The organism is Pseudomonas azerbaijanorientalis, from assembly GCF_019139795.1.
Classification (GTDB): domain Bacteria; phylum Pseudomonadota; class Gammaproteobacteria; order Pseudomonadales; family Pseudomonadaceae; genus Aquipseudomonas; species Aquipseudomonas laurylsulfatiphila.
On sequence record NZ_CP077078.1, the window covers coordinates 4,904,003 to 4,927,826 of the forward strand.

The window sequence follows — 23,824 nt, forward strand, 5'->3', positions numbered from 1 at the left end:
GGGCGCTTTATACTCCCGCGCCCGTTTTGCTCTTGAGGACTTATCTCGTGTCCAACATCGTTGCCGATCATCTCGTTTTACTCGACCACCTGCGCAGCATCCTGGTCGCCGTAGGTGAGGCCGAGCAGGTTCCCGACGAAAGCCATGCCTTGTTCCTTGAGCGCTTCGACGAGCTGCTGGCGTTACTGCCTGTCGACCCGATCGAAAGCCAGTACCTGGGCCAGGACATTCTGTGCCAGGTCATCACTCGCTATCCGCAAATCGCACACCTGGTGCCGCGCGACCTGCTGTGGTATTTCGCCGGTGACTGCCTGCATTACATGCCCGATGATGAAATCGACCTGTACCAGGCCCTTGAAGAGCGTCGCTTCGAAGCCGAACAGAACGACGAACCTTTCGACTGGAACCAGGAAAAGCAGCTGCTGGCGTTGTCCAGCCAGGACAGCAAGCACTGATCTGCAAAAGATCGCAGCCTTCGGCAGCTCCTACAGAAAATATACGGTCCATAGTAAGAGCACCGAAGGCTGCGATCTTTTTTTCCGCCTTCAAAACAAGCCGTCACTCTCCGGCAGTTCATACTCCGATGGCGACCAGCCCGGACCATTCGACCGACCCGGCTTGCCCAGCGTCGGCTCCTTCGCCAGACATTCCACCAGGTAATCGATCAACACCCGTAGCTTGGGCGGCAGGTATCGGGTTGGCGAATGCAGCAACCAGGCGCCGCCGTGATAGGACGCCAGAAAGGTCCAGTCCGGCAGCACTTGCACCATCAAACCCTTCTCCAGGGCATGGCGCGCCGTGAAATACGGCAGGCTGCCAATGCCGATGTGCTGCAACACCGCGCCATAACGCACGCCGGTGTGATTGGCGGCATATCGCCCGCGCACACCGACGGTTACCGTCTTGCCGCCTTTCTTGAATTTCCAGCGTGCGTCGCTGGGTGTTTCGCCCAGGTAAATGCAACTGTGATTGAGCAAGTCATGGGGATGAGTCGGCGTCCCGTGCTCGGCCAGATACTGTGGAGTGGCGCAGAGCATATGATCGATGGTCAGCAACTGCCGCCCCACCAGCCCCGCAGGCGGCCGATCGGTGATGCGAATCGCCAGGTCGACGTGATCGTCGATCAAATCGACCTGGCGGTCCTCGAGCAACAGTTCCACATCCACCTTGGGATAACGCCGCAAGAACTCCGGCATGTGCGGATGAATCACGATTCGGCCCACAGCTTTCGGCACGCTGATACGCACCCGCCCCTCGGGTTCATCCGTGAACTGACCACTGATTTCCATCACTGATCGCGCGGCATTGACCATTTCCTGGCACCGCTTGAACACCTCCTCGCCACCGTCGCTCAGTCGCAACTTGCGCGTGGTTCGTTGCAGCAACCGGGTGGCAAGCGCCTTCTCCAGGCGCGAAATGCTCCGACTGACCGCCGAGGGCGAAGAGCCCAACTGACGAGCTGCCTCGGAGAAACTGCCCGTCTCGACAACCTTGACGAAAATCGCCATTTCACCGAGCAGCGGCAGTGGAAGATTTATGCTCACAACGCAACAGTCCTTTGATGTTTGCCCGGATTATCACGTATTTACAGGCTTTCTATAATAGAAACTGATTACCAATACGAGCCTGGAATATGACGCTGCGCCTTTTTTTCCATAGTGATGAGCTCAAGGCCAACGTGGAAGTCCTGGAATGCACCCCTCACGAAAACGAGTTTGCCGTGGTCTTGCGCGCGACCCTGTTCCACCCCCAGGGCGGTGGACAGCCTTGCGACACTGGCTGGATCGGCGAAAGCCAGGTGCTGCGCGTGGTTCAGGATCCCGAGCGGATCATTCATTTTGTCGACCAGCCGGTAAAAACCGGGATGACGCCAATCCGCGTCGACGAACAACGCCGGCGGTTCAACACGCGCATGCATTCGGCTGGCCATTTGATCGGCCACTTTGTACAAGCCATGGGCTGGATGCCGATCAAGGCGCATCACTGGCCCGGTGAAGGCCGTGTGCAATTCAAGCCGGGCAATTGCGCGCAGGACGTCGAGGCCCAGGTCGTTGAACACGGCATCGGGCAGTGGATCGACCACGACCTGCCGCGCCTGACCTCACTGCGCGAAGGCGCCCGGGAAATCGGCTTCGGTGAACTGCCCGCCTACGGTTGTGGCGGTACCCATGTACGCAGCTTGAAGGATTTGGGTGCGGTCACCATCGCCTCCCTTTCGCAGAAAAAAGGCACGCTGTCGGTCCACTATCACGTGGACTGAGCACTGAGTGTTCGTGGGGGTGTTCGTGGCGTCCGTGAAAGACGCCTGATTTTATCGATGCAAGCATTGCCCGTAACGCAAAAGGCCCGCCCAGTCAGACTGGCGGGCCTTTTTTTGCTTCAGTACACCTCGTCAACATCCGGCAACCGCACTGCGCTACGCCCCCTGCCCGCCCGCCTGTCTCCAGTCTTTGCACCAATAGTTTTCCTTTAACTCATGGCACTTTGGCTTGATTGAACTAACGTCAAACAACAAGAAGTCATAACGGCTCGAATTTCCACGTTAGCTTCAGTGATCAGATAGCGGATTGGCAAAAGGAGTTACCTCACCATGATCCTGACAGTCGTTTTCCGGCTCTGTACCTGCATTGCCGAATACTTTCAGGGGAAACCAGGACAGCGGACAGCGCCGTCCATGGCCGCGAGTATCGCTCTTGCCAGCAGTCCGGGTCACCGGATCATTGAAAACCGTTTCAGCAAAGGTCGCTCGCTATCCAGCCAGATCAGCGAATTGCGCCCGCTCGTGTGTAGCACGCAAGGAATAACGCCAAGGCCATGGATAAGTGGTCTGGCGCATTGGGGGGGATAGCCCGATCCCCGTGAAGTGATCCGAGACAGCGCAGTCTGTCCAAGATTGGCCTATTCAGTGAGGATGTACTTGATGAGCCTTCGTCCCGTGCCCGCTTTCAAGCGAATTATCCATGGCCTGTTCTGGATGGGCCTCAGCGTGGATGCGGCCCAGGCCGCGCCGGCCAACTGTCCGCAACTGGACAATTGGCCGACAACGTACGAGGTCGGTCAGGGGCTGCAGAATGAACTGCGCAGCCCCGTTCCGGTAACGCAGCTGGCGGTGGGTGACCCGAAAATTGCCGACGTGCAACCCAGCGGCAGCAACGCGTTCATACTCACGGGCATTGCGCCGGGGACCACCAGCCTGATGGTCTGGACTGCCTGTTCGAAAACGCCGCGTCAAAGCATGGTGTTCGTCAAGGGCAGGGCCACGTCGGCGCTGACCAGCGTGCCGTCGGTGCCTTCCGACGACCCGCTGCTGCCAAGCCAGGTGCAGACCGATATCCGCTTCGTTGAAGTCAGCCGGACCAAACTCAAGGAAGCCTCCGCCTCGATTTTCGGCGTCCGGGGCAACTGGCTGTTCGGCTCGCCGAGAACCTTGCCCACCATCGATGGCATAGTCACGCCGGGGATACCGGTGAGAAACGACCAGTTCAACCTCACGTTTGCTACCGGCAGTACTCTGGTGGCGCTCAACGCGCTGGAGGGCAGCGGTTTCGCCTATACCCTGGCGCGGCCAAGCCTGGTAGCGCTCAGCGGGCAGAGTGCGAGCTTCCTGGCCGGCGGTGAAATACCGATTCCGGTGCCCAGTTCAGGCAGCGACAATATTTTCATCGAGTACAAGGAGTTCGGTATCCGCCTGACCCTGACGCCGACCATCGTCGGGAAGAACCGTATCGCGCTGAAGGTGGCGCCAGAAGTCAGTGAGCTGGACTTCACCAACGCCGTGAGCATCGCCGGCACGATAGTCCCGGCCCTGACCGTGCGCCGTACCGATACCAGCATCTCCCTGGCCGACGGCGAAAGCTTCGTCATCAGCGGCCTGATCAGCTCCCACAACGATTCCCAGGTGAACAAGTTTCCGGGGCTGGGCGATATCCCGGTTCTGGGCGCGTTTTTCCGCGACAACACCATCAACCGTGAGGAGCGCGAGCTGCTGATGATCGTCACTCCGCATCTGGTCCAGCCACTGGCCGCCAATGCACAACTGCCGTCATTGCCTGGCGAGCAGCTGCGCAATTACGACCCGAACTTCTATCGCATGTTCTTTCTGGAAAATGGCGACTTCGACAGTCTGAGCGGGCTCTCGCAATGAACCGAAGCCTGAACCGGACTGACCTCGTACTCACCCCTAACGGTGACTTTGAACGCTTGCCGGGCCGGCTGTACTGCCATTGGCCTGGCGTTCAACGGGTTGTCGCCAGAGGACCTTCGATGAAAGCAGTCATTGCAATAACGGCGACATTAATGCTCGCAGGTTGTGCCAGCAATGGCCTGTCTTCGCGACCGGCCAGCTGTGCCAAGCCCGGTTCGGAGCAAGAACTGTCCCTGAACCTTGCCGACAACATGGCCGAAGAAGGCCGTTTATATGCCAGCCTGGCGAATCTGGAAGGATTGCCCGACAACCTGGTCCAGGTTCGCCTGCGCAAGGCTCGGGTGCTGCGCCTGATGGGGCGTAGCGGCGACGCGCAGCCGTTGTACGAAAGCTTGCTCGGCACCTGTCTGGCGGCTGAAGGGGAACATGGCCTGGGCCAGTTGGCCGCTGCCAGAAATGACAACGCCAGCGCAGCCACTCACCTTGAGCGTGCGGTGAAGATGGCCCCCACCGACGACAGAATGCGCAATGACCTGGGGGTCGTCTACCTCAATCAGCGACGGATCCCTGAAGCACGCTTTGAGTTCATGACCGCCATGGAGCTCAAGCAGGCGAACACACTGGCGGCACTCAATATGGTGACGTTGTTGATCTATCAGGATAACTGGAAGGCGGCCGCCGAACTCGTGACCCGCGCCGACTTGAATCCCAAGCAAGTCATAGAGGCTCAATCCCGCGCGGAAAAACTCAAGGCCTCTGCCAAAAAAGTGGTCGCTACCGATGGCAATCGCAAGACTGAGGTAGCCGATGCCTCTACCAGTGCGAACAAGTAGAACGTACGAGGAGTCGAGATGAATACCAAACGGCTGTTGATCGTGTGCACGGCTTGCCTGTCCACCACTGCCTGGGCCATTGAACCGGGGCCCTCCTCGCCGTATCAACAAGGCACCGAGCAGTGGTTGCAACTGCAGATTCGCGGTGTGGTTGCCTCCCCTCACCTGCAAACCGCTTCGGCCACCGAACGTGACCTGGCCATGCAGCGCTGGCTGAACAGCTTTAACTACCCGATTCCGGAATTTTATGACCAGGATGCAGCGGGAGAAATGACCATCGGCGGCGACAACTGAGGGATGTCGATGGGTGATCAGCTTCTGGCGTAGTTCAGAGTGGCCTGGCTGCAAAGCCGGGCTTGATGTCGTGTGCAGGAAAGCAGTGACATCTACGCATTATCCATCCCTGGACGGATTACACCGTAGGAGCTGCCGAAGGCTGCGATCTTTTGACTTCAAGCGCTCGTGAAATCGCAGGAAGATCAAAAGATCGCAGCCTTCGGCAGCTCCTACAGGGGATGTGTAAACCTATGGCAGGAAAGTACAGATCAAACTCGGGTGGCAAGGCCGTCGCACTCGACAGCCTCAAGCCGTTTGACCTCACCCGAATGCTCTCAACACCCCGATCAGGGCTGGGCTGATGGCAACCAGAAAGAAGCTCGGCCACAGACAGAAAGTCAGCGGAAATATCATCTTGGTGCCAATTTTCGCCCCCTCCTCTTCGGCGGCCTGGGTGCGCCGGTCACGGAATTCATCGGCATAGATGCGCAGGGTGTCGGCCACGCTGGTACCAAAGCGGATGCTCTGCGCCAAAAGGCTGACCAATCCTGCTCACTTACCGAATGCCTTGAATACCCCGATCATGGCGGGGCCAATGGCTATCAGGAAGAAGCTCGGCCACAGGCAGAAAATAAGCGGGAATATCATCTTGGTGCCAATTTTCGCCCCCATCTCTTCGGCCGCCTGCGTACGCCGGTCACGGAACTCATCGGCATAGATGCGCAAGGTGTCGGCCACGCTGGTACCAAAGCGAATACTCTGCGCCAACAGGTTGACCAGCCCTTGAACGTCATCCAGGCCCGTGCGCACAGCCAGTTGCTTGAGCGCCTCGGTACTGGAAATGCCCGCGCGGATTTGTGCATTGACTGTGGCCAGCTCTTCAGCCAGTTCGACCTGACTGACCGACATCTCCTCGGCCACCCGCTCTATGGTCGTGGGCAGGGCCAGGCCCGACTCCACGCACACCACCATCAGGTCCAGCGCATCCGGAAACGCGGCACGCAGCCGGCCTTGTCGCAACTGCTTGCGCTTGGCGACATACAGCGCCGGCACCAACCATCCGATAGCGGCCACCACGAACACCAACAGCAACCCCATGATCAGGGAAATCTTGGGAATCATCGGCAACAGCAGCAACGCAATACCGATCAACAACAGCGGTAACATCAAGCGTACCGCCCAGTATATTTGCACCGCCGATGAGGAACGGTATCCCGCATGCATCAACAGCGTCTGGGTGACGGACGTCTGAGCCGATTCAGTCGAGGCAAAGCGCTGGCCGACCCGCTCCAGCAACAGTTGCAAATTACCTGGAGCTTCCTGCCCGGTCGTGTTGCCTAAATGACCACGCTTGATCAGCGCCAGACGACGCTGCACCGGGTCCTGAAGACCCAGCATCAGCAAGATCACGGCGAGAACCGCAAGCACCGTACTCAAACCGATCGCGCCAAGGAACAACAGGCGCGCCATCTCTTCGCTTCCCGTGACCCGACTGAACAACCCGAGCAAAAAATCCATGACCTGTACCTCCCGGTAGCGAATACCGCTCAAACCTGAATCCGGATGATTTTGCGGATCCAGAAAATCCCGATCAACATGGAAAAAAAAGCCCCGATTATCAGCTTATGACCCACCGGATCATTGAGCAGCAACGGCATGTATTTAGGAGTGGTGAACACGATCACCCCCGCCAGAACGAAAGGAATGGCCACCAGTATCCAGGCCGACATCCTCCCTTCCGCCGACAAGGTCTTGACCTTGCGCTGGAAGCGAAAGCGTCCGCGGATCAGGCGACTCAGGCGCTCCAGAACTTCCGTCAGATTACCGCCGGTCTCGCGATGGATCAGGATCGAGGTCACCAGCATCATCACCGTCATGCTTGGCATCCTTTCCAGCAGGCCGAGCATGGCGCGGCGTACATCGTTGCCATAGTTGATATCGGAAAAGGTCAGGCCAAACTCGTGAGCGACCGGTCCCTTGTGCTCCTCGGCCACCAGGCGCAGGGTTTCGTTGAATGGGTGCCCGGCGCGCAGAGCGCGGCACATGGCATCAAGTGCATCCGGCAAGCCTTCCTCAAACTCAGCGAAACGCTTGCCACGGTCACGAGAGATTTTCAGTATGGGTAACCAGAAAACCGCGAAACCCGCGATCAAGGCCATCCACCAGACTGACGAGACCATCCAGATCAAGATGCCCGCCCAGACACCCAGCGCCAGCCCGAGCAGCAATACCCGATAGGCCCGGTATTCGTGCCCGGACTGCTCAATCATTTGCGTCAATGCCTCCATCAAGGGCATCTGTTCAAGCCTGGCCTCCAGGGGCGACAAACGCGTCAGGTATTTCTGCCGCAACACCGTCTGCATGTTGGGCAAATTATTGGCTTTCTCCAGTACGTGCAGGCGGCCACGGATGCGCTTGCGCATCTTGCCAGCCTCGCCAAACACCGGCACCGCCACGCTTTGGGACAAGAGGAAGACGGCGATAAACACCATGCCGAGAAACATCAGAATGAATTCACCGGGAATCTGGTTCATGACTGCCGTGCCTCCATCCACTCAGGTCTGAACATCGTCAGCGGCAACTCGATGCCGCGCTTGGCCAGCACATCGCGGAAGGCGGGGATCATGCCGCTGGGCCGATAATCACCCAGCACTTCGCCGGTTTCGCCCATGCCATGGCGAGCAAAGGAGAAGATTTCGGTCATGGTGATGATTTCGCCTTCCATGCCGTTGATTTCCTGCACGCTGACCAGGCGGCGCTTGCCGTCCTCCTGGCGTTCCAGCTGGATGACCACATCGATGGCCGAAGCGATCTGCTGACGCATGGCCTTGATCGGGAAGGTCGCCCCGGTCATCGACACCATGTTCTCGACCCGGCCCAACGCGTCGCGCGCGGTGTTGGCGTGGATCGTGGTCAACGAGCCGTCGTGGCCGGTGTTCATCGCCGTCAGCATGTCCAGCGCCTCGACGCCGCGCACTTCGCCGATGACAATGCGGTCCGGACGCATCCGCAGGCTGTTGCGCACCAACTCCCGCTGACTCACCTCGCCGCGCCCTTCGATGTTCGAAGGCCGGGTTTCCAGGCGCACCACGTGGGGCTGCTGCAGTTGCAGTTCGGCCGAGTCCTCGATGGTGACGATCCGCTCGTTGTGCGGAATGAAACTGGACAGGACATTGAGCATGGTGGTCTTGCCGCTGCCGGTACCGCCGGAAATCAGCACGTTCAAGCGCCCACGCACTATCGCCTTGAGCAGCAGGGCAATGGCCGGAGTCAACGTACCCACCTGGATCAGGCTGTCGGTATTGAGCAGGTCCACCGCAAAGCGCCGGATCGACATGCTGGGGCCGTCGATGGCCAGCGGCGGGATAATCGCGTTGACCCGCGAACCGTCCTTAAGCCGGGCGTCCACCAAGGGCGAGGACTCGTCGATACGCCGGCCCAGGCTGGAAACGATGCGGTCGATGATGTTCAGCAAATGCTGATCATCGCGAAAGCGCACATCGGTGCGTTGCAGCTTGCCGAAGCGCTCGACATAGACCGAGGCAAAGCCGTTGACCAGAATATCGGACACGCTGTGATCGGCCAGCAACGGCTCCAGAGGGCCAAGTCCGAGCACTTCGTCAGTGATCTGTTTGATGATCAACTGGCGGCTGGAAGTACTCACCGGTGCCGAATGCTCATCGAGCAGGCGCTGGCAAATATCGCGAATCTGCCGCGTGGCCTCAGCCTGCTCAAGGGAATCCAGCAAGGACAGGTCCATGACCTTGAGCAACTGTTGGTAGATCTTTTCTCGCCACTCGGCTTCCACCGGGGTGACCTGACTTTTGGTTTCGTAAAGAACGTCCGGCGTTGCACGCTCCCACGCCATTATTTCCTCTGCCGGATCCGGCAGGTCGTCACCCGGCTGGTTGGCCGGTGACGAGGCGGGTTTACCGGACTGTTTGCGCAAGCGGTTACGAAAGTCGCTGATCATGGGTCACCCCCCGAAAAAACGGTTGAAGGCGCGTTTGAACACGCCTTTTTTTCCAGCCATCTGGTTGCCCAGCAGGTCATCGGCCACGTTGCGCAGGGCAACGGTAATCGCCGCCTTCGGCGCATGTAGACCCAACGGTACGCCAGTGTTCTGACTCTGGCTGACCAGGTTGAAGTCATTGGGTAATTTCGACAGGTTCGTGCAGCGCAGCGTATCGCCGATATCCTTGAGGCTGACCGCTGCCGACTTGTCAAAGCGGTTGACCACAATCTGCAATTGATCCCCGCGCACGCCCAGGTCTTCGCGAAGGATCCGCACCAGGGAGCTGGCATCGCGCAGATGGCTGACGCTCTGCTGCACCACCACGTACACCCGGTCCGCCTGTTCCAGCACGGAGCCGGTAAGGTGGTCGATCTGCCGTGGCAGATCGATCACTACCCAGTCATAGCTGGCGCGAGCCAACTGCAACAAGGTGTCAAGTTGCTCGGGTTGGGCATCCTGCGGCAGACACAGCTCACCGGCCCGGCCACCCAGCACATGCAAGGTGGGGCTGAAGTGGCTGCAAAAACCCCGCAGCGCAACACTGTCCATGCCATCGATCTGATGCAACACCTCAAGATGGCTGTGGGTTTGCGCCACATCCAGGTAATGCGTCACGCTGCCAAACTGCAGGTCCATATCCAACAACAGGGCAGTGCCACCTTTCATGCTGAGCTGCTGAGCCAGGTTGCAGGCCAGCATGGTGCCGCCGGATCCGCCTTTGGAGCTGGTCACGGCGATCAATTTCCCTTCTGTCCCGCTGCCGGTCCGAACTTCCATGACCAGCCGATTCAAGGCGGCGACCAGTTCCGTCTCGGCGACGGGCTCCGGCAGCACGTCACGGGCGCCGGCCTGCATCGCCAGGCGCATGCCTTCCTGTTCACTCAGCAGCCCGCACACCAGCATCGGCGGACGCTCATGGGCCGGGCGCTGCAACAGTGCCGCCAGCTCCTCGCGCCACAGATGGCTGACGCGCAACAGCAACAGATCGGGCATCCGGTCCAGACCGTAGAGTGGGTCGACATGCCCGTTGCTCACCAGCCGAGTACTCACCTCCAGGCTGGGCATGCGCTGGCAGACGCCTTGCAGGTCGCGCAACGACGTGGCATCACGGCTGCTGATCAGCAACCGTAGCCCGGCTTTGCCGGTCGAGGTAGAGGCTGGAGTTTCCTTGGTATTCAGCATGGCGTGATCTCCCCGGAATCGGAATGACGCCCGAGGCTTTCACGTGGCAACGTTGCCCTGAATGCAGGCAAGGTGATGGGCACGCCGAACCCGGGAATGAACAGGTTGAAAACGAAGTTTTGCAGACTCAACCGGACATAGCGGATGGCACGGAATCCATTGACTCCGCTCGTATCGGCAGGGTTGGCCACCACAGCACCGTTTACGTCCAGATAACTCAGGGTCAGGTGGGTGGTGGACAGATTGCCGATCAACTGGCTCGTACCAGCATCGCCTGCGGCATTGAAGATCGCCCGCCGCAGAACCACCGGATCGCTAATATTGCACACCGCAGCCAGGCGCGTACCACGCCGTACGGCTTCATCCAGCGCATTGACCGTAAAGTACAGGCGACCCATTTCCACCACGCTGAACAACAGCGTGAACACCAGCAGACCAACAATGGCGAACTCCACCGAATAGATGCCGCGCATGTGTTTTCTGTTCATCACAGCGCCCTCATCACGGTAGTAGCGACCAGCGGAATGCTCAGTGCAATCTGATTACCAAAGAAACCGGGAAGCGATCCGGTGCAATTGCCAGCGCCAATCACCGGACAGAACGTGTAAGTGATGGTGACCCGCACATGGTCGGTGCCCACTGCGGCCACGACCACGTTGCCAGTCGTCAGCCCTGATACCACTGCGGTGCCGGTATTGGCCGGCACGCCATACACCGCAACGTTTTTCGTCTGGGTCAGAAGCGTACTGCCAAGAGATACCGCACCCAGCGTCGAGTCCCAGGCATTGCTGGCGACGAAACGGCCGGCATCGCGGCTAGCCTGTAGCAGCACGTTGTACTGATAGAGCATGCGGCCGAACTCACCGAAGGCCAGCATCAGCAACAGCAACACCGGCAAGACCAGGGTGAACTCCACCATGGCCAGGCCTTGCTGGCGCTGCCGACTTTTAAATCCGTGAAGTCTCATGACGCCCCCTACGAGTCAGTGCTCGGAGTACCGCTGCCGGTGAGATAGGTTTTGTACAGCTGAATGATCTGCGGGCCGGAATCGGTTGACGGCGAGGGGCCGGCCACGTTGTCGCCTTCACATTCCTTCACGAACTGGCCGAAGATCTGCGCGTCCCCGCCACCGCCATCCATGGGCTGCACTACGAAATAGCAGCCAAAACCGAGGACGGGGATCGAGGTTGAACCGCCCTGTTTGCCGGTGCAGTCGCCCACCACGATTTTCAGCATCCGGCGCTCGAACACCCCATTGCCCTGACAGCCACTGCCCCCCGCCACACAGGCGGCAACGCTTGCACGCCAGTCGTTGTAGTCCAGTATCGAGTTGCTACCGGCTGTGAGATTGCCGTTGTTCGAGGTGACGGTTTGCCCTTGGTACTTCATTTGTGGTGGGTTGACTGAGTCGTCGTAAGTGATTGCGGGGTTGCTGGACGTGGTCACCAGGTCCGGCGGATAGTCCGAGGCGCTGACCGGGCCGTTGTAGATGCCGAAGCGCGTATTCAGGCCTTGAGAGGTAGGGCCGACCTTGTTGCCTGGGGCGGTCGTGACGTTATCTCCCACATTGCGGCAGACCTTGCCACCTCCGGCCAGATCCTCCCTGACCGTACTGCCGCCCGAGCCAAAATCGAGCAACTGAAAGTTGCCTGGACCAATGGGCGACGAATTACCGGCCGCCGTCTTCAATACCTGCAAATCACCAAACTGAAAGCCCCAGAACATGCCGGCGCCCGGGTTGTATTGCGTCGGGTCGCCACAGACCATCAAAGGCGCTAGGTCGCAGGGGCTGGTAGGGCTGGGTCCGGCGGTGGCGATCGCGGCCACCGCTTTGGCTCCCAGGCCACCAGTGCCAAATACCTGGGCGAAGTTCCAGAAAAACCCGGTCAGGCTATAGCTCGGTACCGATACCCGAACGTACTTGGCATCCGTCGGCCCGGGATAGGAGAACGGGCCATAGACGCTGCTTGCCAATTCCACCACCGCAAATGCACCTGGATTGCCACCGACAGCCGTGGCCAACTCGTTGTTGCCCGTGGCATTGGCATTTTGTACCAGCGTATTGAGGGCGGCGGTACGCGTCGTGCTGGCACTGTTGGCGCCACCCTCCACCTGACTCAGGGTTTTGGCGCCACTGAGGGCGGCGGCGTCCACCGCATTCTGCAGGCGCGTTTTGTTCAGCAGCATATGCCCGCCATCCAGAGCCAACGCTGCCATCATGCCCATCGCCGCCAACGCGATCACCATCAATACACTCACCGATCCTTCCTGGCGCCTTGGCGTCGAAGTGAACGGCCGCTGAATACGAAGATTCATCATCAAGCCCTCGATTGCCGATACTGATCCGGATCGGCTCCGCCAATACCTTGGTGCCCGGATACCTGTTGTGCCCTGTCAGCGGATGTTGACTACTTTGGCTTCGGTCCCGCGAATGACGGTGATACCCCCACCCCCGCCATTGCTGCGCTGTACCGCACGTTTTGGCGCCTCGGCGGTGGCCACTGCCATGGCCGGGGCAACAGGCGTGGCCGGCGCAACGGCCACCGCTTTCTTCTCGAGGTTCAGCGGGTTACGCAGCGCCAATTGCAACTTGCCTTCCGTCTGCGCCGTGACCAGGGCTTCCGCTTCAGCGGCCGACATCTCCAGGGTCACTGCCCGCACCACTACCGGTTGGGTCTTGTCGGTGCCCGCGGTCTGATCCACCGCCAACACCCGCAAGTTCTCGAGGATGGTCCTGGACGTGGCGCTGTTACTGCCGGCATTGGTGGTTTTGGTCGCCAGTACATCGACCCGGTTTCCCGGCAACAGGAATCCACCCACGCCGACCACATCGTCCACACGTACCGATATCGCGCGTTTGTCAGGCGCAATCAAAGAGGCCAGGGTACTGCCCCCCAGATGCTCGCTCAGACGTGCACCGCGCACGATGTCGCCCCGCAGAATGTCGAAGGTTGCGATCTTGCCCACGGCTTTTTCGCTGGCATCGAAGGCATCGTCCGGGATCGTATCCATGGGCATGCGTACGGTCGTGACCTGCTGGGCCTCGACCATCTGCCCGAATGGAATCTCCACCGTGGCGACCACCACGTTTCGAAGGTGGTCATCCGGGCTGGCATTGAGCCGCGCGCTCAGCCAGGAGTCGGCCATCCATGCAGCCCCAAGGCCCATGACCAGGGAAACGCCTATCAAGGTAAGAGTACGAGAGCTCATGTCAGTATCTCCGCATCAAAGAAAGTCGAGCTGGACGAAGTAGTTGTGCCAGGCCCATTCCAACTCTTTCGGTGACAGTGGTCCGGAACCGCCCATATAACGCTGGCGATCGAGTGCCATGTTCAGGAGATCACGGGGATGGCAAGGCACCAGGGGCATGCCTTCACTTGCATAAAGCCTTTGCAGTACATAACGCACCAGCAGCGGGTCATAGGAAATGCCCAGACGCTCGCTTTCCTGACGCCAGATCTTTTCGTACTGCTCGGGCTTCAGGTAACCGAATTGCAGCTTGTAGCCAATCCGGCGAAGGAAGGCCTCATCGGCCAATTCCAGGGGATTGAGGTTGGTGGAAAACACCAGAATCAGATCGAACGGCAGCTCGCAATGCCGACCGCCACCCAGGTTGAGAAAGTCGCGCTTTTCCTCCATCGGGACGATCCAGCGATTCAACAGTTCGGCGGGTGCCATGCGCTGGCGCCCCATGTCGTCGATGATGAACAGGCCATTGCTGGCCTTGAGCTGCAAGGCGGCCTGGTACTGACGGGTGAAAGGGTCATAGCGAACGTCCAGCTGTTCCATGCTCAACTCACCGCCCGTGATGACGATCGGGCGTTTGCAGCACAGCAGTCGACGGTCGATCCCTTCGTTGAGCATCAGAGTGTTCTGCTGAGCGTTGTCATCGAGCCGTTGATGCACCTGCGGGTCATAGATCTCGATCACCGACTCGTTGATGACGATGGCATGGGGGATCCAGATGGCCTCGGCAAACAGACGGATCAGCCGACTGCTGACATAAGTCTTGCCAGTACCGGCGGGGCCATAAATCATGATTGCGCGCCCAGAGTTCATCGCCACACCCAACTGATCAAGCATCTCCTCCGTAAGCACTACGCCAGCAAGGGCATTGCGCATATCGTTGGCGTTGATGCGACCATGGTGAATGGTCTGTAGCTTGATCAGGGAGCGGTAGGTACTCACCGGGAACGGTGCCGCTCCTATGTAACCGCTACGCGACAGGGCATCCCGGGCGGCACTGCGACCACGCTCGGTCAGGCCATAACGCAACATCTGCCCGCCGGTTTGACTCACCTGGCCCAGCACTTCGACACGGCCATCCTTGCGCAGAAACGCCAGGACCTCTTCAAGTACCGCACCGGTCAGCGCCAGGCGGTCCACCAGCCGCGTCATGTCCAGCACACCGGCGTCGTGCAAATGCTTGCACACCAACTCGCCGAGAAAACTGTCGGTCAGGCCAGTTTCGCGGATAGTGCAGGGCTGAGGAGCCAGCCGTTGCACCGCTCCCCGATCGCTGGGGTAGGCATCACTATCGACGATGACGTGCATGTCTAACCTCCGAATCCACCGGCATTAAGTTGCCAGTAGATGCTGTTCAACGTCCCCAGCAGGATCGCTACCGTATAAGGAAAGGGTTTGCCAGCTACCTCGCCCGGGTTCGGCGCCATGTAGGCCCGCGCCAAAAACATCAACCGAAAGCGCCCCAGGGTTTGCAACAATTGACCGCGCACCAGAACGATCAGGAAACCGCACAGCCCTCCCCATATCAGACTGAAGAACACAGCCCACAAGGCGTAATGGGGGGGTAGAAAACTGCCGACCATGGCCATCAGCTTGACGTCACCGGCCGCCATGCCACCCAGGGCATACATGGGCAGGAACAGCGCAAAGCCGATCAGGAGGCCCAACAGACCATCCCCCATCCCACTGATTCCACCTGAATAGGTCTGGCTGGCTAACCCCAAGGTCAGACCTACCAGGATCAGCAGATTGGGAATGCGGTGGCGACGCAGGTCGCTCACCACCGCCACGCCCAGCAGTCCTATCAGCACAAAAGTCGCTACCAGCTGTTCCATGGACATCATGCATCTCCCTACCAAGAGTTATCGTTATCAGCACGTACCAGGAATAATGGAGTTGCACAGTCCCCTGATCCTTGTATCCACGGCGCCTCCAAGAAGAGTGAACGCCGCGACAACAACTGCCGTAATCAACCCTCCCGCTACCGCGTACTCCACAATGGTCAGGCCATCCTCGTCTTTGACGAACTTCAGCACCGAAGCCTTGATTGTTTGACTAAGCATTTTGATCACCTCACTTTGACGACACCGTCCAGAATGAGCATCGGTAGGAACTGCGCGAAACCGACCAAGATGGCGGGTCGCCCTAGCAGCAAAGCAGTATCAGCCCGCTGCTCCCGGAACGTCGCTGCCTTTGCCCACCGTGGTGAGTTATCGCTATCAGCAACCAGCACCACCAATGGCGGTGCACAGCCCCCGGACCCTGGTATTCACCGCGCCGCCAAGAAGAGTGAACGCCGCGACAACAACTGCCGTAATCAACCCACCGGCCACCGCATACTCCACAATGGTCAGGCCATCTTCGTCTTTGACGAACTTCACTACCGAAGCCTTGATTGTTTGCATGATCATTTTGCCCACCTCACTCGAATGTTGTTTTTTCTGAGGCAGTGCTTTCTGCGCTGCCTGAGTGCAACCCTAGTCAGGAGCAAGGCATGGGTGTTAGGAGGATTTTGCGCATCGCTAGGACTTTTTTGCGGGGTGGCCAAATACGCAGCTTTGGCCTTTGCAGAAGTAACGGAGGGGGTAAACAAGGCATTGAAACGCAAAGGCAACTGCCATTGATTCACAAGCGACAGGCGGTTAAGCCCGGTTTTTTCGAAGACACCCGAGCAAATAATCGCCCGGAGCTGCCTTCCAGATGACCCATAGAGCGAATGGAACTAAAAATCGTCTTTTCTATCAGGATTTAATCTGCAAATTGATGGCACATTGGCAATACTGGCGGAGAGAGTCACTAGAACCACCAGAGTAGAGACATGACGTCCAATTTGACCAAAAGGCCATCGCTCCTGTGGTTCGATCTGACTCATGATCGGTCCACGAAAGAACTCGTCACGCAGTTCGAGGACGCCTGCGACTGCAAACTGGCAAAAAACTCCGTGTTGCCCGTCAGGGAACAGGCAGACATGATCTGCGTCCATTTTGATCGCCCCGACACTCCAGGCTTGAAGCTATTGCTGGAGATCAAACGCACCACTCCTACCATCCCGATCACCATGTTCACCGTGCAGCACTCGGAGGAACTGGCGGTATGGGCCATGCGCTCCAGCGTCTGGGAATACATGGTGCTCCCGCTCTCGACCAGCGAGAGGAAGCGTTACCTGGCGGCAGTACTGCAGCTCTGCGAGCTACGCCGAAATACCAACGGCCTGGGCAAGTCATCGCAGATCGACCACTCCCCGACCCTGCCGGACAGTATCCGGCTGACCTCAGGACACCAAAAACACCAGGCACTGAACAGCGTCATGCTGTACATCGAACAGCACTTTCGAGACAGCATCGATCAGAGGGAATTGGCGCAGCGCTGCGGCATGACAACATTTCGCTTCAGCCGCCTGTTCAAGGAGGCCAATGGACTTGGCTTCACGGATTACATCCTGGACAAGCGCATGAACTTCGCCAAAGAACTGCTCGACAACAGCCAGATGCCGATTACCAGCATCGGCTATGAAGCCGGCTTCAAGGATCCGTCCTACTTCGCTCGTGCCTTCAAGCAGTTCGCAAACTGCACGCCCAGTGAATACCGCCTGGCACGCCAACTCAGAGCGGCGGCGGCTGTGCAACTGGAGCAGGATGAAGCAACCACTGACGCGCTTGAAAGCCTGGTACAGAGCCTCAGCGGTTGATCCGGTTTTTTACGCGCAAACAAAAACGCCGCTCAATGAGCGGCGTTTTCGTTAAATATGGAGCGGGAAACGAGACTCGAACTCGCGACCCCGACCTTGGCAAGGTCGTGCTCTACCAACTGAGCTATTCCCGCAAATGGCGTCCCCTAGGGGACTCGAACCCCTGTTACCGCCGTGAAAGGGCGGTGTCCTAGGCCACTAGACGAAGGGGACACGCTGCCCGGAACACATGGTGTGTGTTTCGGTGCCCAGATCCGCATCCGGAGACTTGGTTCTGGTTTCACTCAGCCCTGCCCGAAAGCAACGCTGTTTAAAATTGGAGCGGGAAACGAGACTCGAACTCGCGACCCCGACCTTGGCAAGGTCGTGCTCTACCAACTGAGCTATTCCCGCATTGGCGTCCCCTAGGGGACTCGAACCCCTGTTACCGCCGTGAAAGGGCGGTGTCCTAGGCCACTAGACGAAGGGGACACACTACAACATTCACTCCCTGCTTCGTTTCGCTGTGTGCTTTACGCTGCAAGTGGCGCGCATTCTATGGATGGATTGAGAGGTCGTCAACCCCCTGATATAAATTTATTTAAATCAATGACTTCGCCCTGGTTTTGGACGCCTTTGCGGTTTTTCCGCTGCCCGGTGTTTGACGCCTATATTCTGGCACTCGCCAAGACGTTATAGTCCTCCAGTGATGGCAATCTGTATGTCGCGTGCCACCATTTATAGAAGCGAGGCTGCGGCCGATATAAGCGCAGGCATGTCCGATCCATCCCGTCATACGGGCCTAGGCGCTCAAATGCCAAGCCACTAGACTCGCATGCGTACCCTAAAAAGAGGTCTTACCGGTGACGCCACTCATGATCACCCTGCTAGTTGTAGCCGGGATCGCACTGTTGATCGCCATTGGCTACATGAACCATGTGGTGGAAAACAACAAGCTGGAAAAGGCCCGTACCAAGATTGAGCTCAACGATCGCCTGCGACGCTGCGGCGAAATCACCGAGACTTTCCCCGGCCAGTTGATGACCCCGGCACTCAAACTGCTGTTGACCCGCCTGGAGCTGAACGTCTGCCAGCGCCTGCTCAACCTGGAAAAATCCAGTGCCAACCTCAAGGCACGGATCGCCGAACTGGAGGCCCTTGTCGGCCAGGGTGAATCGATCCCGGTCAACAATCCGCCGGCACCGATCCAGACCGAAGCCAAGGCCAAGGATGTACGTTTCCTGCTTGAAGCCCTGCACGGGCAAATCACCCGCGCGGCACAGGACGGCTTCCTGCCCCCCAACGAAGCCAAGCGCTGGATTCGTGAAGTGCGCCACATCCTGGTGCTGCTGCACATCGAGTTCTTCAATAACCTCGGTCAGCACTCTCTGCAACAGAACCAGCCCGGACAGGCTCGCCTGGCATTCGAGCGCGGCGTGCAATATCTGCGCAAGCAACAGGAACCACAGGTCTACGCCGAGCAACTGGAGTACCTGGAAAAACTCCTGGCCCGCGCCAATGACCAGGTCATGGATCGCATTGCGCCGGTCGAAGGCGAGGTCAACCAATTGACCGAAGGCCTCAAAGACGTCGAAGCTGACGCGGACTGGAAAAAGAAAGTGATCTACGACTGATCAGCGAAAACAACAAAGCCACCGCAAGGTGGCTTTTTTTTGTTCTTCTGTAGGAGCAGCCGGTCGACGCTCGATTGCTCGCGATGGACTCCAGAACACCGCGCTCACTCAGTCAACGCGCGTTGTCTTTGCGGCCATCGCGAGCAAGCTCGCTCCTACAGCCTGAAATGCCCCACCATCCCCTTCAGCTCAACCCCCAGTTGCGCCAACTCGATGCTGGAGGCGGCATTGCCCTGCATCGCCAGCGATGATTGATCGGCACTGGCACGAATACTGGTGACACTGCGGTTGATCTCTTCGGCCACCGAGCTCTGTTCCTCGGCCGCCGCGGCGATCTGCTGGTTCATCTGCTGGATCAACGATACCGCCGCCGCAATACTTCCCAGTGCGCTTTCGGTCTGCAAGGCATCGCTGACCGCCAGCTTCACCAACTCGCCGCTGCTCTGGATCTGCTGCACCGACGACTGCGCCGCCGAGCGCAAAGCGCTGACCAGGCGTTCGATTTCCTCGGTCGATTGCTGGGTTCGCCTGGCCAGTGCACGCACTTCATCGGCCACCACCGCAAAGCCCCTGCCCTGCTCACCCGCCCGGGCCGCCTCGATCGCCGCGTTCAATGCCAGCAGGTTGGTCTGCTCTGCCACGCTTTTGATCACACTCAAGACCGTGCCGATGTTCTGGATTTCCGCACTCAGGCTTTCAATGCTCGAGCTGGCCGAGTTGGCCGAGTCCGCCAATTGCTCGATCCGCGCCATGCTCTGGCGCACCACCTGCTGACCACTTTCAACCTTGCCGTCAGCCGTTTGCGCCGCCAGGGCTGCTTCCTCTGCGTTGCGCGCGACATCATGCACCGTGGCCGTCATCTGATTCATCGCGGTGGCGACCTGTTCGGTTTCCTCTTTCTGCGTGCTGACTTCGAGATTGGTCTGTTCCGTCACAGTCGATAGCGATTGGGCGGAAGTGGCCAGCTGTTCGATTCCCGACTGCAAGCCGCTGACGATATGGCTGAGCCCCGCGCCCATCTGTTGCATGGCCTGCATCAACTGGCCAATTTCGTCACGCCGGGTCACGTCAATGGTCGCACTCAAATCCCCTGAGGCAATCTGCTGCGCCACATGAATCACTCTGCGCAGCGGGGCCACGATCAACCGGGTGATGAACCACGCAGCAACCAGCCCGACCAGCAACGCCAGAGCGGAAGAGCCAAGGATCAGCATCGAGTTCTTTTTCAGTTCGGCCTGCATCGCCTGATCTTCAGCGACATAAGCCTGATCCACCCGCTCAACCACTTGGGCTGCGCGTTGGTGCAACTGTTGATAAACGGTTTTTTCCTGTTCCAGCAGGCCGGTGTACTCGGCGAGCTTGTCACTGAAACCGGCGATATGACCCGTCACCTCATTGAGGACGGTCTGGTAACCCTCGTCCTTGACCGTGGTCTTGAGCTGCTCGGCCTGGGCCAATGCCTGGCTGGCCTGTTCGATCTTGCCCTGCCCGGCGCTGTCGTCGCCTTTGCGGCTTTGATCCAGGCGCACGCGCGCTTCATTCATGGCTTGCAGCATCAAGCGCGAAACCTGGCTGACCTGACCGGCCTGCTCGATGAATTGCGCGCCGTCCCTGCCTTCGGAATCTTTCAGCGTATAAGCGCCGTCATCGGCAAGCCCCGATTGCAATACATCAAGATTATTGGCCACGCTGGACACCGACCAACTGGCCATTTCCAGCGCCAGGTCCTTGGCCTGGGTGAGCGAGACAAACTCGTCGAAGGCCTTGCGATAGGCGCCCAGTGACTGTTCGACATCATTCATCACCGGCACATTGGCCGCCGACGCGGCCTTGAGCTGACCGGCCAGTGCGATCAAGCCATCGACGCCCTCGTGCAGGGCATCGACGGTTTTCGGATTGCCGTGCAAGGCGTATTCCTGCTCCAGCAACCGGACCTTGAGCAAACCGCTGTTGAGCGATGACATTTGCTTGAGTCCGTCGAAGCGCTGGCTGATGGTTTGCAGGGACCACACGCCAATGCCCGCCACCAGCGCAGTCAATAACAGCACCAGGACAAACCCGACACCCAGTTTTTTCGCCATACCGAGGTTGGCAAAACGTCCTTGCACGGCCGAATTCATTGCACTTAGTCCCCTGCCAATGTCTGTAGACGCAGATTCGCAACGGGCCAGTGGCAACACAAGGCTCTGGCGCCGGAATAATGGCAAAAAGCTACGCCAACGTCGCTTTCAGAACGCTTGAGGTCGATCCCGAGCAGTGGCCTGAAAGAACGCACGGGCACGCGGGTCGCAGGCATAAGCCACATTGATACGCTGCCAGTCACTGGCCCCACCCGAGGCGTTGAAGGCGGTCTTCGATGACAACACCACACCCAGACGCCGTGCCTGAGCCAGCACCTGATCGTAGTCGGACATTCGTGATCGCGCCCAGATGAACAGGCCTCCCGCCGGCTTGCCGAAGACTTCCCATTCGGCATCCTCGAGCATTTGCAACACCGCCAGCCGGTCGTTGTTCAAGCGTTGGCGCTGACGTTGCACCAGTTTGCCGTAGGCACCGTTAGCCAACAGGCACGCCAGCACGGACTCGCAAAATCGCGAGGCGCCCATGCCAGAGATCATCTTGACCTCGGCCAGACGCGTAATGACTGTGCAATCGGCCACCACGAAACCGACCCGCAAAGAACTGCTGAGGGTCTTGGAATAGCTGCCAACGTAGACCACGCTGTCGTCCAGCGCAGCCAGTCGCGTACCACAACCGCTGCGCAAATCCGCATAAACGTCGTCCTCGATCACCTGCACGCCAAAGGACCTGGCCAGTTGCAGCACACGACGCGCCACCCCGGGCGAAAGGTTGCTGCCGGTCGGGTTGTGAAAGAAGCTATTGATGAGCAGCCCTTGAGGCCGGTGCTTGGCCAGCACCGATTCGAGCACGTCCACGTCCGGCCCGCGCGGTGTTCGCGGCACCTCGACCACGTGGATGCCTTGCAGCCTGAGCAGATCGAACAGCAACGGATAACCGGGACTTTCCACAACCACGAAATCACCGGCCTTGAACAGTGCCCGCACAATCAGGTCGAGTCCCTGACTGGCACCCGCCGTGGTCATGATCCGGTTGTCCTGTACCTGGATGTCCAGTTGCCTGAGGCGCTTGAGTATCTGTTGCCGCAAGGCTGGCAAACCCAGCGGGGTGCTGTAGTTGAACAGACTGGCCGTATCGGTACGACTGACTTGCCGGATCGCGTAAATCAGATCGTCGGTCTCGCGCCAGCTTTCAGGCAGCCCGCCACAGCCCAGCCTCAACTCAACCGACCACGGCCCATACTCGGGTTCGACCCCCTCAAACCACGCGGGTTCGTGCCTTGCGTTCGCGACCAATGCCGGGTCGGCAACTGTATAGCCGGCCCCATGACCTGCCACCAGCATCCCCTGCGTCACCAGGCGTTCACAGGCCTGAGTGACGCTTGACTGACTGAGCAAATTGATCCGCGCGATCTGTCGCACCGAAGGCAGGCGCGTACCGGGCGATACCCCGCTGGAATGGAGCCAGCAGGTCAGCGCGTCAACAATTTGCTGTACGACGGGCACCAGCGCCTGTCGGTCGATTCTCAACTCCATGAGCAAGCAAACTCCTGTTGATTTTGCGGGAAGCAGTTAATCACAGGAGAGTTCGAAGGCATGTGCGACAACGCCGCCAAAACCATTCGATCTATTTATTTGAAACACATTGCCCGGCCCCTTCGAGGAACCAAAAAAACTGTGGGAGCGGGCTTGCTCGCGAATGCGGTGGATCAATCAACAAATATGTCGGCTGACACGCCCTCTTCGCGAGCAAGCCCGCTCCCACAGGTTCCGTGTTTTCTGCATTGTGGAGTGCAGTTTCAGAACGCTGTCACGCCACCGTCCACGGCCAATGAGTGCCCTGTGGTGAACGCCGCGCCATCGCTGCACAGATACAGCACCGCGCTGGCGATTTCTTCGACCTTGCCGATGCGACCGACCGGATGCATGGCGTTGGCGAACTCGGCTTTTTTCGGGTCGGCTTCATAAGCGCGACGGAACATGTCGGTGTCGATCACCGCCGGGCACACGGCGTTGACCCGGATTTTTTTCTTGGCGTACTCAATGGCCGCCGACTTGGTCAGGCCGATCACCGCATGCTTGGAGGCTGCGTAGATGCTCATTTTCGGCGCTGCCCCCAGGCCCGCCACCGAAGCCGTATTGACGATCGCGCCGCCCCCTTGCGCCAGCAGCAGCGGCAACTGGTACTTCATGCACAGCCAGACGCCTTTGACGTTGACGCCCATGATTGCGTCGAACTCGTCGAGCGAACCGTCGGCCAGCTTGCCTTTCTCGATTTCGATGCCGGCATTGTTGAAGGCATAGTCAAGGCGACCGTAAGTATTGATCACCTCCTCCATCAGATTTTTAACATCGCTTTCCAGGGTAACGTTGCAGCGCACGAAGGTCGCCTCGCCACCGGCCGTACGAATCAGCGCCACCGTGCCCTCGCCGCCCGCCGTGTCCATATCGGCCACTACGACCTTAAGGCCCTCGGCGGCAAATGCCTGGGCGGTCGCGCGGCCAATACCGGCAGCCCCGCCTGTCACCACAACCACCTGGCCGGAAAACGTCATGCTCATTGTTATGTCCTCGAAGAGAATTAAGCGGGGAATCGCGCAGGGCCAGTCTAGCCATGGAGGTGCTGAGCGCGGCAGCACTATCAGGACTCCGGTTGGGCGCCCATGAGTTGCAGTGATGGAACAGCCGTACCAACTATCACTGCACTGGATCAACCTGCATTCGCCGCATCAGCCGAACTTGCGGCATC

At 58.9% G+C, this 23,824-nt stretch carries 23 protein-coding genes, 4 tRNA genes and 2 pseudogenes; 7 read left to right on the forward strand and 22 right to left on the reverse strand.

The annotated features are described in order from the left end of the window. Positions 1 to 47 precede the first annotated feature (47 nt). Complete coding sequence (locus tag KSS91_RS21865; RefSeq protein WP_217836094.1) at positions 48 to 455, forward strand: PA2817 family protein; 408 nt, start codon at positions 48 to 50, stop codon at positions 453 to 455. Between the two features lie 90 nt (positions 456 to 545). Here KSS91_RS21865 and KSS91_RS21870 read toward each other — a convergent pair whose 3' ends face one another. After that, on the reverse strand, positions 546 to 1,544 hold the full coding sequence (locus KSS91_RS21870; protein ID WP_095963739.1) for a LysR family transcriptional regulator: 999 nt from the start codon (positions 1,542 to 1,544) through the stop codon (positions 546 to 548). A gap of 89 nt (positions 1,545 to 1,633) precedes the next feature. Between KSS91_RS21870 and KSS91_RS21875 the strand changes: the two genes are divergently transcribed. From KSS91_RS21875 to KSS91_RS21890, 4 genes are all read left to right on the forward strand, one after another. Further along, on the forward strand, positions 1,634 to 2,260 hold the full coding sequence (locus tag KSS91_RS21875) for an alanyl-tRNA editing protein (protein WP_217836095.1): 627 nt from the start codon (positions 1,634 to 1,636) through the stop codon (positions 2,258 to 2,260). A 660-nt stretch (positions 2,261 to 2,920) separates the two neighbouring features. Next, positions 2,921 to 4,144, forward strand: a complete 1,224-nt coding sequence (locus KSS91_RS21880) for a type II and III secretion system protein family protein (RefSeq protein ID WP_217836096.1) — start codon at positions 2,921 to 2,923, stop codon at positions 4,142 to 4,144. 119 nt (positions 4,145 to 4,263) lie between these two features. Further along, a complete protein-coding gene (locus KSS91_RS21885) occupies positions 4,264 to 4,977 on the forward strand; it encodes a tetratricopeptide repeat protein (RefSeq protein ID WP_217836097.1) in 714 nt (237 codons plus the stop codon). A gap of 18 nt (positions 4,978 to 4,995) precedes the next feature. After that, positions 4,996 to 5,271 carry a DUF3613 domain-containing protein gene (locus KSS91_RS21890; protein ID WP_217836098.1) on the forward strand — a complete coding sequence of 92 codons (276 nt, stop codon included), beginning with the start codon at positions 4,996 to 4,998 and terminating at the stop codon, positions 5,269 to 5,271. Positions 5,272 to 5,574: 303 nt separating this feature from the next. Here the strand turns inward: KSS91_RS21890 and KSS91_RS21895 are convergent. The 13 genes and pseudogenes from KSS91_RS21895 to KSS91_RS21950 form a co-directional block, all read right to left on the reverse strand. Further along, positions 5,575 to 5,802, reverse strand: a pseudogene (locus KSS91_RS21895) (type II secretion system F family protein); the annotation flags it as partial. Between the two features lie 3 nt (positions 5,803 to 5,805). Further along, positions 5,806 to 6,771: a type II secretion system F family protein gene (locus KSS91_RS21900; protein WP_217836099.1), complete on the reverse strand. Its 966-nt coding sequence runs from the start codon at positions 6,769 to 6,771 to the stop codon at positions 5,806 to 5,808. A 29-nt stretch (positions 6,772 to 6,800) separates the two neighbouring features. After that, on the reverse strand, positions 6,801 to 7,787 hold the full coding sequence (locus KSS91_RS21905) for a type II secretion system F family protein (RefSeq protein ID WP_217836100.1): 987 nt from the start codon (positions 7,785 to 7,787) through the stop codon (positions 6,801 to 6,803). Further along, positions 7,784 to 9,226, reverse strand: coding sequence for a TadA family conjugal transfer-associated ATPase (locus KSS91_RS21910; protein ID WP_217836101.1), 1,443 nt, complete (start codon positions 9,224 to 9,226; stop codon positions 7,784 to 7,786). Before KSS91_RS21910 ends, KSS91_RS21905 begins: the two co-directional genes overlap by 4 nt. Before the next feature lie 3 nt (positions 9,227 to 9,229). Further along, positions 9,230 to 10,450: an AAA family ATPase gene (locus KSS91_RS21915; protein ID WP_217836102.1), complete on the reverse strand. Its 1,221-nt coding sequence runs from the start codon at positions 10,448 to 10,450 to the stop codon at positions 9,230 to 9,232. Beyond that, on the reverse strand, positions 10,444 to 10,938 hold the full coding sequence (locus KSS91_RS21920) for a TadE/TadG family type IV pilus assembly protein (protein WP_217836103.1): 495 nt from the start codon (positions 10,936 to 10,938) through the stop codon (positions 10,444 to 10,446). Before KSS91_RS21920 ends, KSS91_RS21915 begins: the two co-directional genes overlap by 7 nt. After that, positions 10,938 to 11,417, reverse strand: a complete 480-nt coding sequence (locus tag KSS91_RS21925; RefSeq protein ID WP_217836104.1) for a TadE/TadG family type IV pilus assembly protein — start codon at positions 11,415 to 11,417, stop codon at positions 10,938 to 10,940. Before KSS91_RS21925 ends, KSS91_RS21920 begins: the two co-directional genes overlap by 1 nt. Before the next feature lie 8 nt (positions 11,418 to 11,425). After that, on the reverse strand, positions 11,426 to 12,769 hold the full coding sequence (locus KSS91_RS21930; protein WP_217836105.1) for a TadE/TadG family type IV pilus assembly protein: 1,344 nt from the start codon (positions 12,767 to 12,769) through the stop codon (positions 11,426 to 11,428). A 75-nt stretch (positions 12,770 to 12,844) separates the two neighbouring features. Then, the gene (gene cpaB, locus KSS91_RS21935; protein WP_217836106.1) at positions 12,845 to 13,660 is read right to left on the reverse strand and encodes a Flp pilus assembly protein CpaB; all 816 of its coding nucleotides are present in this window, start codon (positions 13,658 to 13,660) and stop codon (positions 12,845 to 12,847) included. Between the two features lie 15 nt (positions 13,661 to 13,675). Further along, positions 13,676 to 15,004 (reverse strand): DUF8689 domain-containing protein, encoded by a 1,329-nt coding sequence (locus KSS91_RS21940; protein ID WP_217836107.1) that lies wholly within the window; start codon positions 15,002 to 15,004, stop codon positions 13,676 to 13,678. Between the two features lie 2 nt (positions 15,005 to 15,006). Next, a complete protein-coding gene (locus KSS91_RS21945; RefSeq protein WP_217836108.1) occupies positions 15,007 to 15,537 on the reverse strand; it encodes an A24 family peptidase in 531 nt (176 codons plus the stop codon). 30 nt (positions 15,538 to 15,567) lie between these two features. Then, on the reverse strand, positions 15,568 to 15,759 hold the full coding sequence (locus KSS91_RS28350; protein WP_225923709.1) for a Flp family type IVb pilin: 192 nt from the start codon (positions 15,757 to 15,759) through the stop codon (positions 15,568 to 15,570). Between the two features lie 156 nt (positions 15,760 to 15,915). Next, a complete protein-coding gene (locus KSS91_RS21950; protein WP_217836109.1) occupies positions 15,916 to 16,107 on the reverse strand; it encodes a Flp family type IVb pilin in 192 nt (63 codons plus the stop codon). 407 nt (positions 16,108 to 16,514) lie between these two features. On the opposite strand from KSS91_RS21950, the gene KSS91_RS21955 reads away from it, so the two are divergent. Continuing rightward, positions 16,515 to 17,384, forward strand: a complete 870-nt coding sequence (locus KSS91_RS21955) for an AraC family transcriptional regulator (RefSeq protein ID WP_217836110.1) — start codon at positions 16,515 to 16,517, stop codon at positions 17,382 to 17,384. 58 nt (positions 17,385 to 17,442) lie between these two features. On the opposite strand, the gene KSS91_RS21960 is transcribed toward KSS91_RS21955, so the two are convergent. From KSS91_RS21960 to KSS91_RS21975, 4 genes are all read right to left on the reverse strand, one after another. After that, a tRNA-Gly gene (locus tag KSS91_RS21960) sits at positions 17,443 to 17,518 on the reverse strand. A gap of 3 nt (positions 17,519 to 17,521) precedes the next feature. After that, positions 17,522 to 17,597 (reverse strand) — tRNA-Glu (locus KSS91_RS21965). 104 nt (positions 17,598 to 17,701) lie between these two features. Further along, a tRNA-Gly gene (locus KSS91_RS21970) sits at positions 17,702 to 17,777 on the reverse strand. A 2-nt stretch (positions 17,778 to 17,779) separates the two neighbouring features. After that, a tRNA-Glu gene (locus KSS91_RS21975) sits at positions 17,780 to 17,855 on the reverse strand. 383 nt (positions 17,856 to 18,238) lie between these two features. On the opposite strand from KSS91_RS21975, the gene KSS91_RS21980 reads away from it, so the two are divergent. After that, entirely contained in the window at positions 18,239 to 18,997 is a 759-nt protein-coding gene (locus KSS91_RS21980) for a hypothetical protein (RefSeq protein ID WP_217836111.1), read from the forward strand. A gap of 155 nt (positions 18,998 to 19,152) precedes the next feature. On the opposite strand, the gene KSS91_RS28845 is transcribed toward KSS91_RS21980, so the two are convergent. The 4 genes and pseudogenes from KSS91_RS28845 to KSS91_RS21995 form a co-directional block, all read right to left on the reverse strand. Beyond that, positions 19,153 to 20,034, reverse strand: a complete 882-nt coding sequence (locus tag KSS91_RS28845) for a methyl-accepting chemotaxis protein (protein WP_437179763.1) — start codon at positions 20,032 to 20,034, stop codon at positions 19,153 to 19,155. Further along, positions 20,014 to 21,117: pseudogene (locus KSS91_RS28850) on the reverse strand (HAMP domain-containing protein); the annotation flags it as partial. The pseudogene KSS91_RS28850 and the gene KSS91_RS28845, both read right to left, overlap by 21 nt. 108 nt (positions 21,118 to 21,225) lie before the next feature. Beyond that, positions 21,226 to 22,611, reverse strand: a complete 1,386-nt coding sequence (locus KSS91_RS21990; protein ID WP_217836113.1) for an aminotransferase-like domain-containing protein — start codon at positions 22,609 to 22,611, stop codon at positions 21,226 to 21,228. A gap of 263 nt (positions 22,612 to 22,874) precedes the next feature. Next, on the reverse strand, positions 22,875 to 23,636 hold the full coding sequence (locus KSS91_RS21995; RefSeq protein ID WP_015096425.1) for an SDR family oxidoreductase: 762 nt from the start codon (positions 23,634 to 23,636) through the stop codon (positions 22,875 to 22,877). Positions 23,637 to 23,824: the final 188 nt, after the last annotated feature.

Excerpts from the sequence above, each read along its gene's own strand:
- KSS91_RS21875 (WP_217836095.1), top strand. The coding sequence starts at position 1,634 with ATGACGCTGCGCCTTTTTTTCCATAGTGATGAGCTCAAGGCCAACGTG.
- KSS91_RS21880 (WP_217836096.1), top strand. The coding sequence starts at position 2,921 with ATGAGCCTTCGTCCCGTGCCCGCTTTCAAGCGAATTATCCATGGCCTG.
- KSS91_RS21885 (WP_217836097.1), top strand. The coding sequence starts at position 4,264 with ATGAAAGCAGTCATTGCAATAACGGCGACATTAATGCTCGCAGGTTGT.
- KSS91_RS21890 (WP_217836098.1), top strand. The coding sequence starts at position 4,996 with ATGAATACCAAACGGCTGTTGATCGTGTGCACGGCTTGCCTGTCCACC.
- KSS91_RS21900 (WP_217836099.1), bottom strand. The coding sequence starts at position 6,771 with ATGGATTTTTTGCTCGGGTTGTTCAGTCGGGTCACGGGAAGCGAAGAG.
- KSS91_RS21905 (WP_217836100.1), bottom strand. The coding sequence starts at position 7,787 with ATGAACCAGATTCCCGGTGAATTCATTCTGATGTTTCTCGGCATGGTG.
- KSS91_RS21910 (WP_217836101.1), bottom strand. The coding sequence starts at position 9,226 with ATGATCAGCGACTTTCGTAACCGCTTGCGCAAACAGTCCGGTAAACCC.
- KSS91_RS21915 (WP_217836102.1), bottom strand. The coding sequence starts at position 10,450 with ATGCTGAATACCAAGGAAACTCCAGCCTCTACCTCGACCGGCAAAGCC.
- KSS91_RS21920 (WP_217836103.1), bottom strand. The coding sequence starts at position 10,938 with ATGAACAGAAAACACATGCGCGGCATCTATTCGGTGGAGTTCGCCATT.
- KSS91_RS21925 (WP_217836104.1), bottom strand. The coding sequence starts at position 11,417 with ATGAGACTTCACGGATTTAAAAGTCGGCAGCGCCAGCAAGGCCTGGCC.
- KSS91_RS21930 (WP_217836105.1), bottom strand. The coding sequence starts at position 12,769 with ATGATGAATCTTCGTATTCAGCGGCCGTTCACTTCGACGCCAAGGCGC.
- cpaB (WP_217836106.1), bottom strand. The coding sequence starts at position 13,660 with ATGAGCTCTCGTACTCTTACCTTGATAGGCGTTTCCCTGGTCATGGGC.
- KSS91_RS21940 (WP_217836107.1), bottom strand. The coding sequence starts at position 15,004 with ATGCACGTCATCGTCGATAGTGATGCCTACCCCAGCGATCGGGGAGCG.
- KSS91_RS21945 (WP_217836108.1), bottom strand. The coding sequence starts at position 15,537 with ATGTCCATGGAACAGCTGGTAGCGACTTTTGTGCTGATAGGACTGCTG.
- KSS91_RS28350 (WP_225923709.1), bottom strand. The coding sequence starts at position 15,759 with ATGCTTAGTCAAACAATCAAGGCTTCGGTGCTGAAGTTCGTCAAAGAC.
- KSS91_RS21950 (WP_217836109.1), bottom strand. The coding sequence starts at position 16,107 with ATGATCATGCAAACAATCAAGGCTTCGGTAGTGAAGTTCGTCAAAGAC.
- KSS91_RS21955 (WP_217836110.1), top strand. The coding sequence starts at position 16,515 with ATGACGTCCAATTTGACCAAAAGGCCATCGCTCCTGTGGTTCGATCTG.
- KSS91_RS21980 (WP_217836111.1), top strand. The coding sequence starts at position 18,239 with ATGATCACCCTGCTAGTTGTAGCCGGGATCGCACTGTTGATCGCCATT.
- KSS91_RS28845 (WP_437179763.1), bottom strand. The coding sequence starts at position 20,034 with ATGCAGGCCATGCAACAGATGGGCGCGGGGCTCAGCCATATCGTCAGC.
- KSS91_RS21990 (WP_217836113.1), bottom strand. The coding sequence starts at position 22,611 with ATGGAGTTGAGAATCGACCGACAGGCGCTGGTGCCCGTCGTACAGCAA.
- KSS91_RS21995 (WP_015096425.1), bottom strand. The coding sequence starts at position 23,636 with ATGAGCATGACGTTTTCCGGCCAGGTGGTTGTGGTGACAGGCGGGGCT.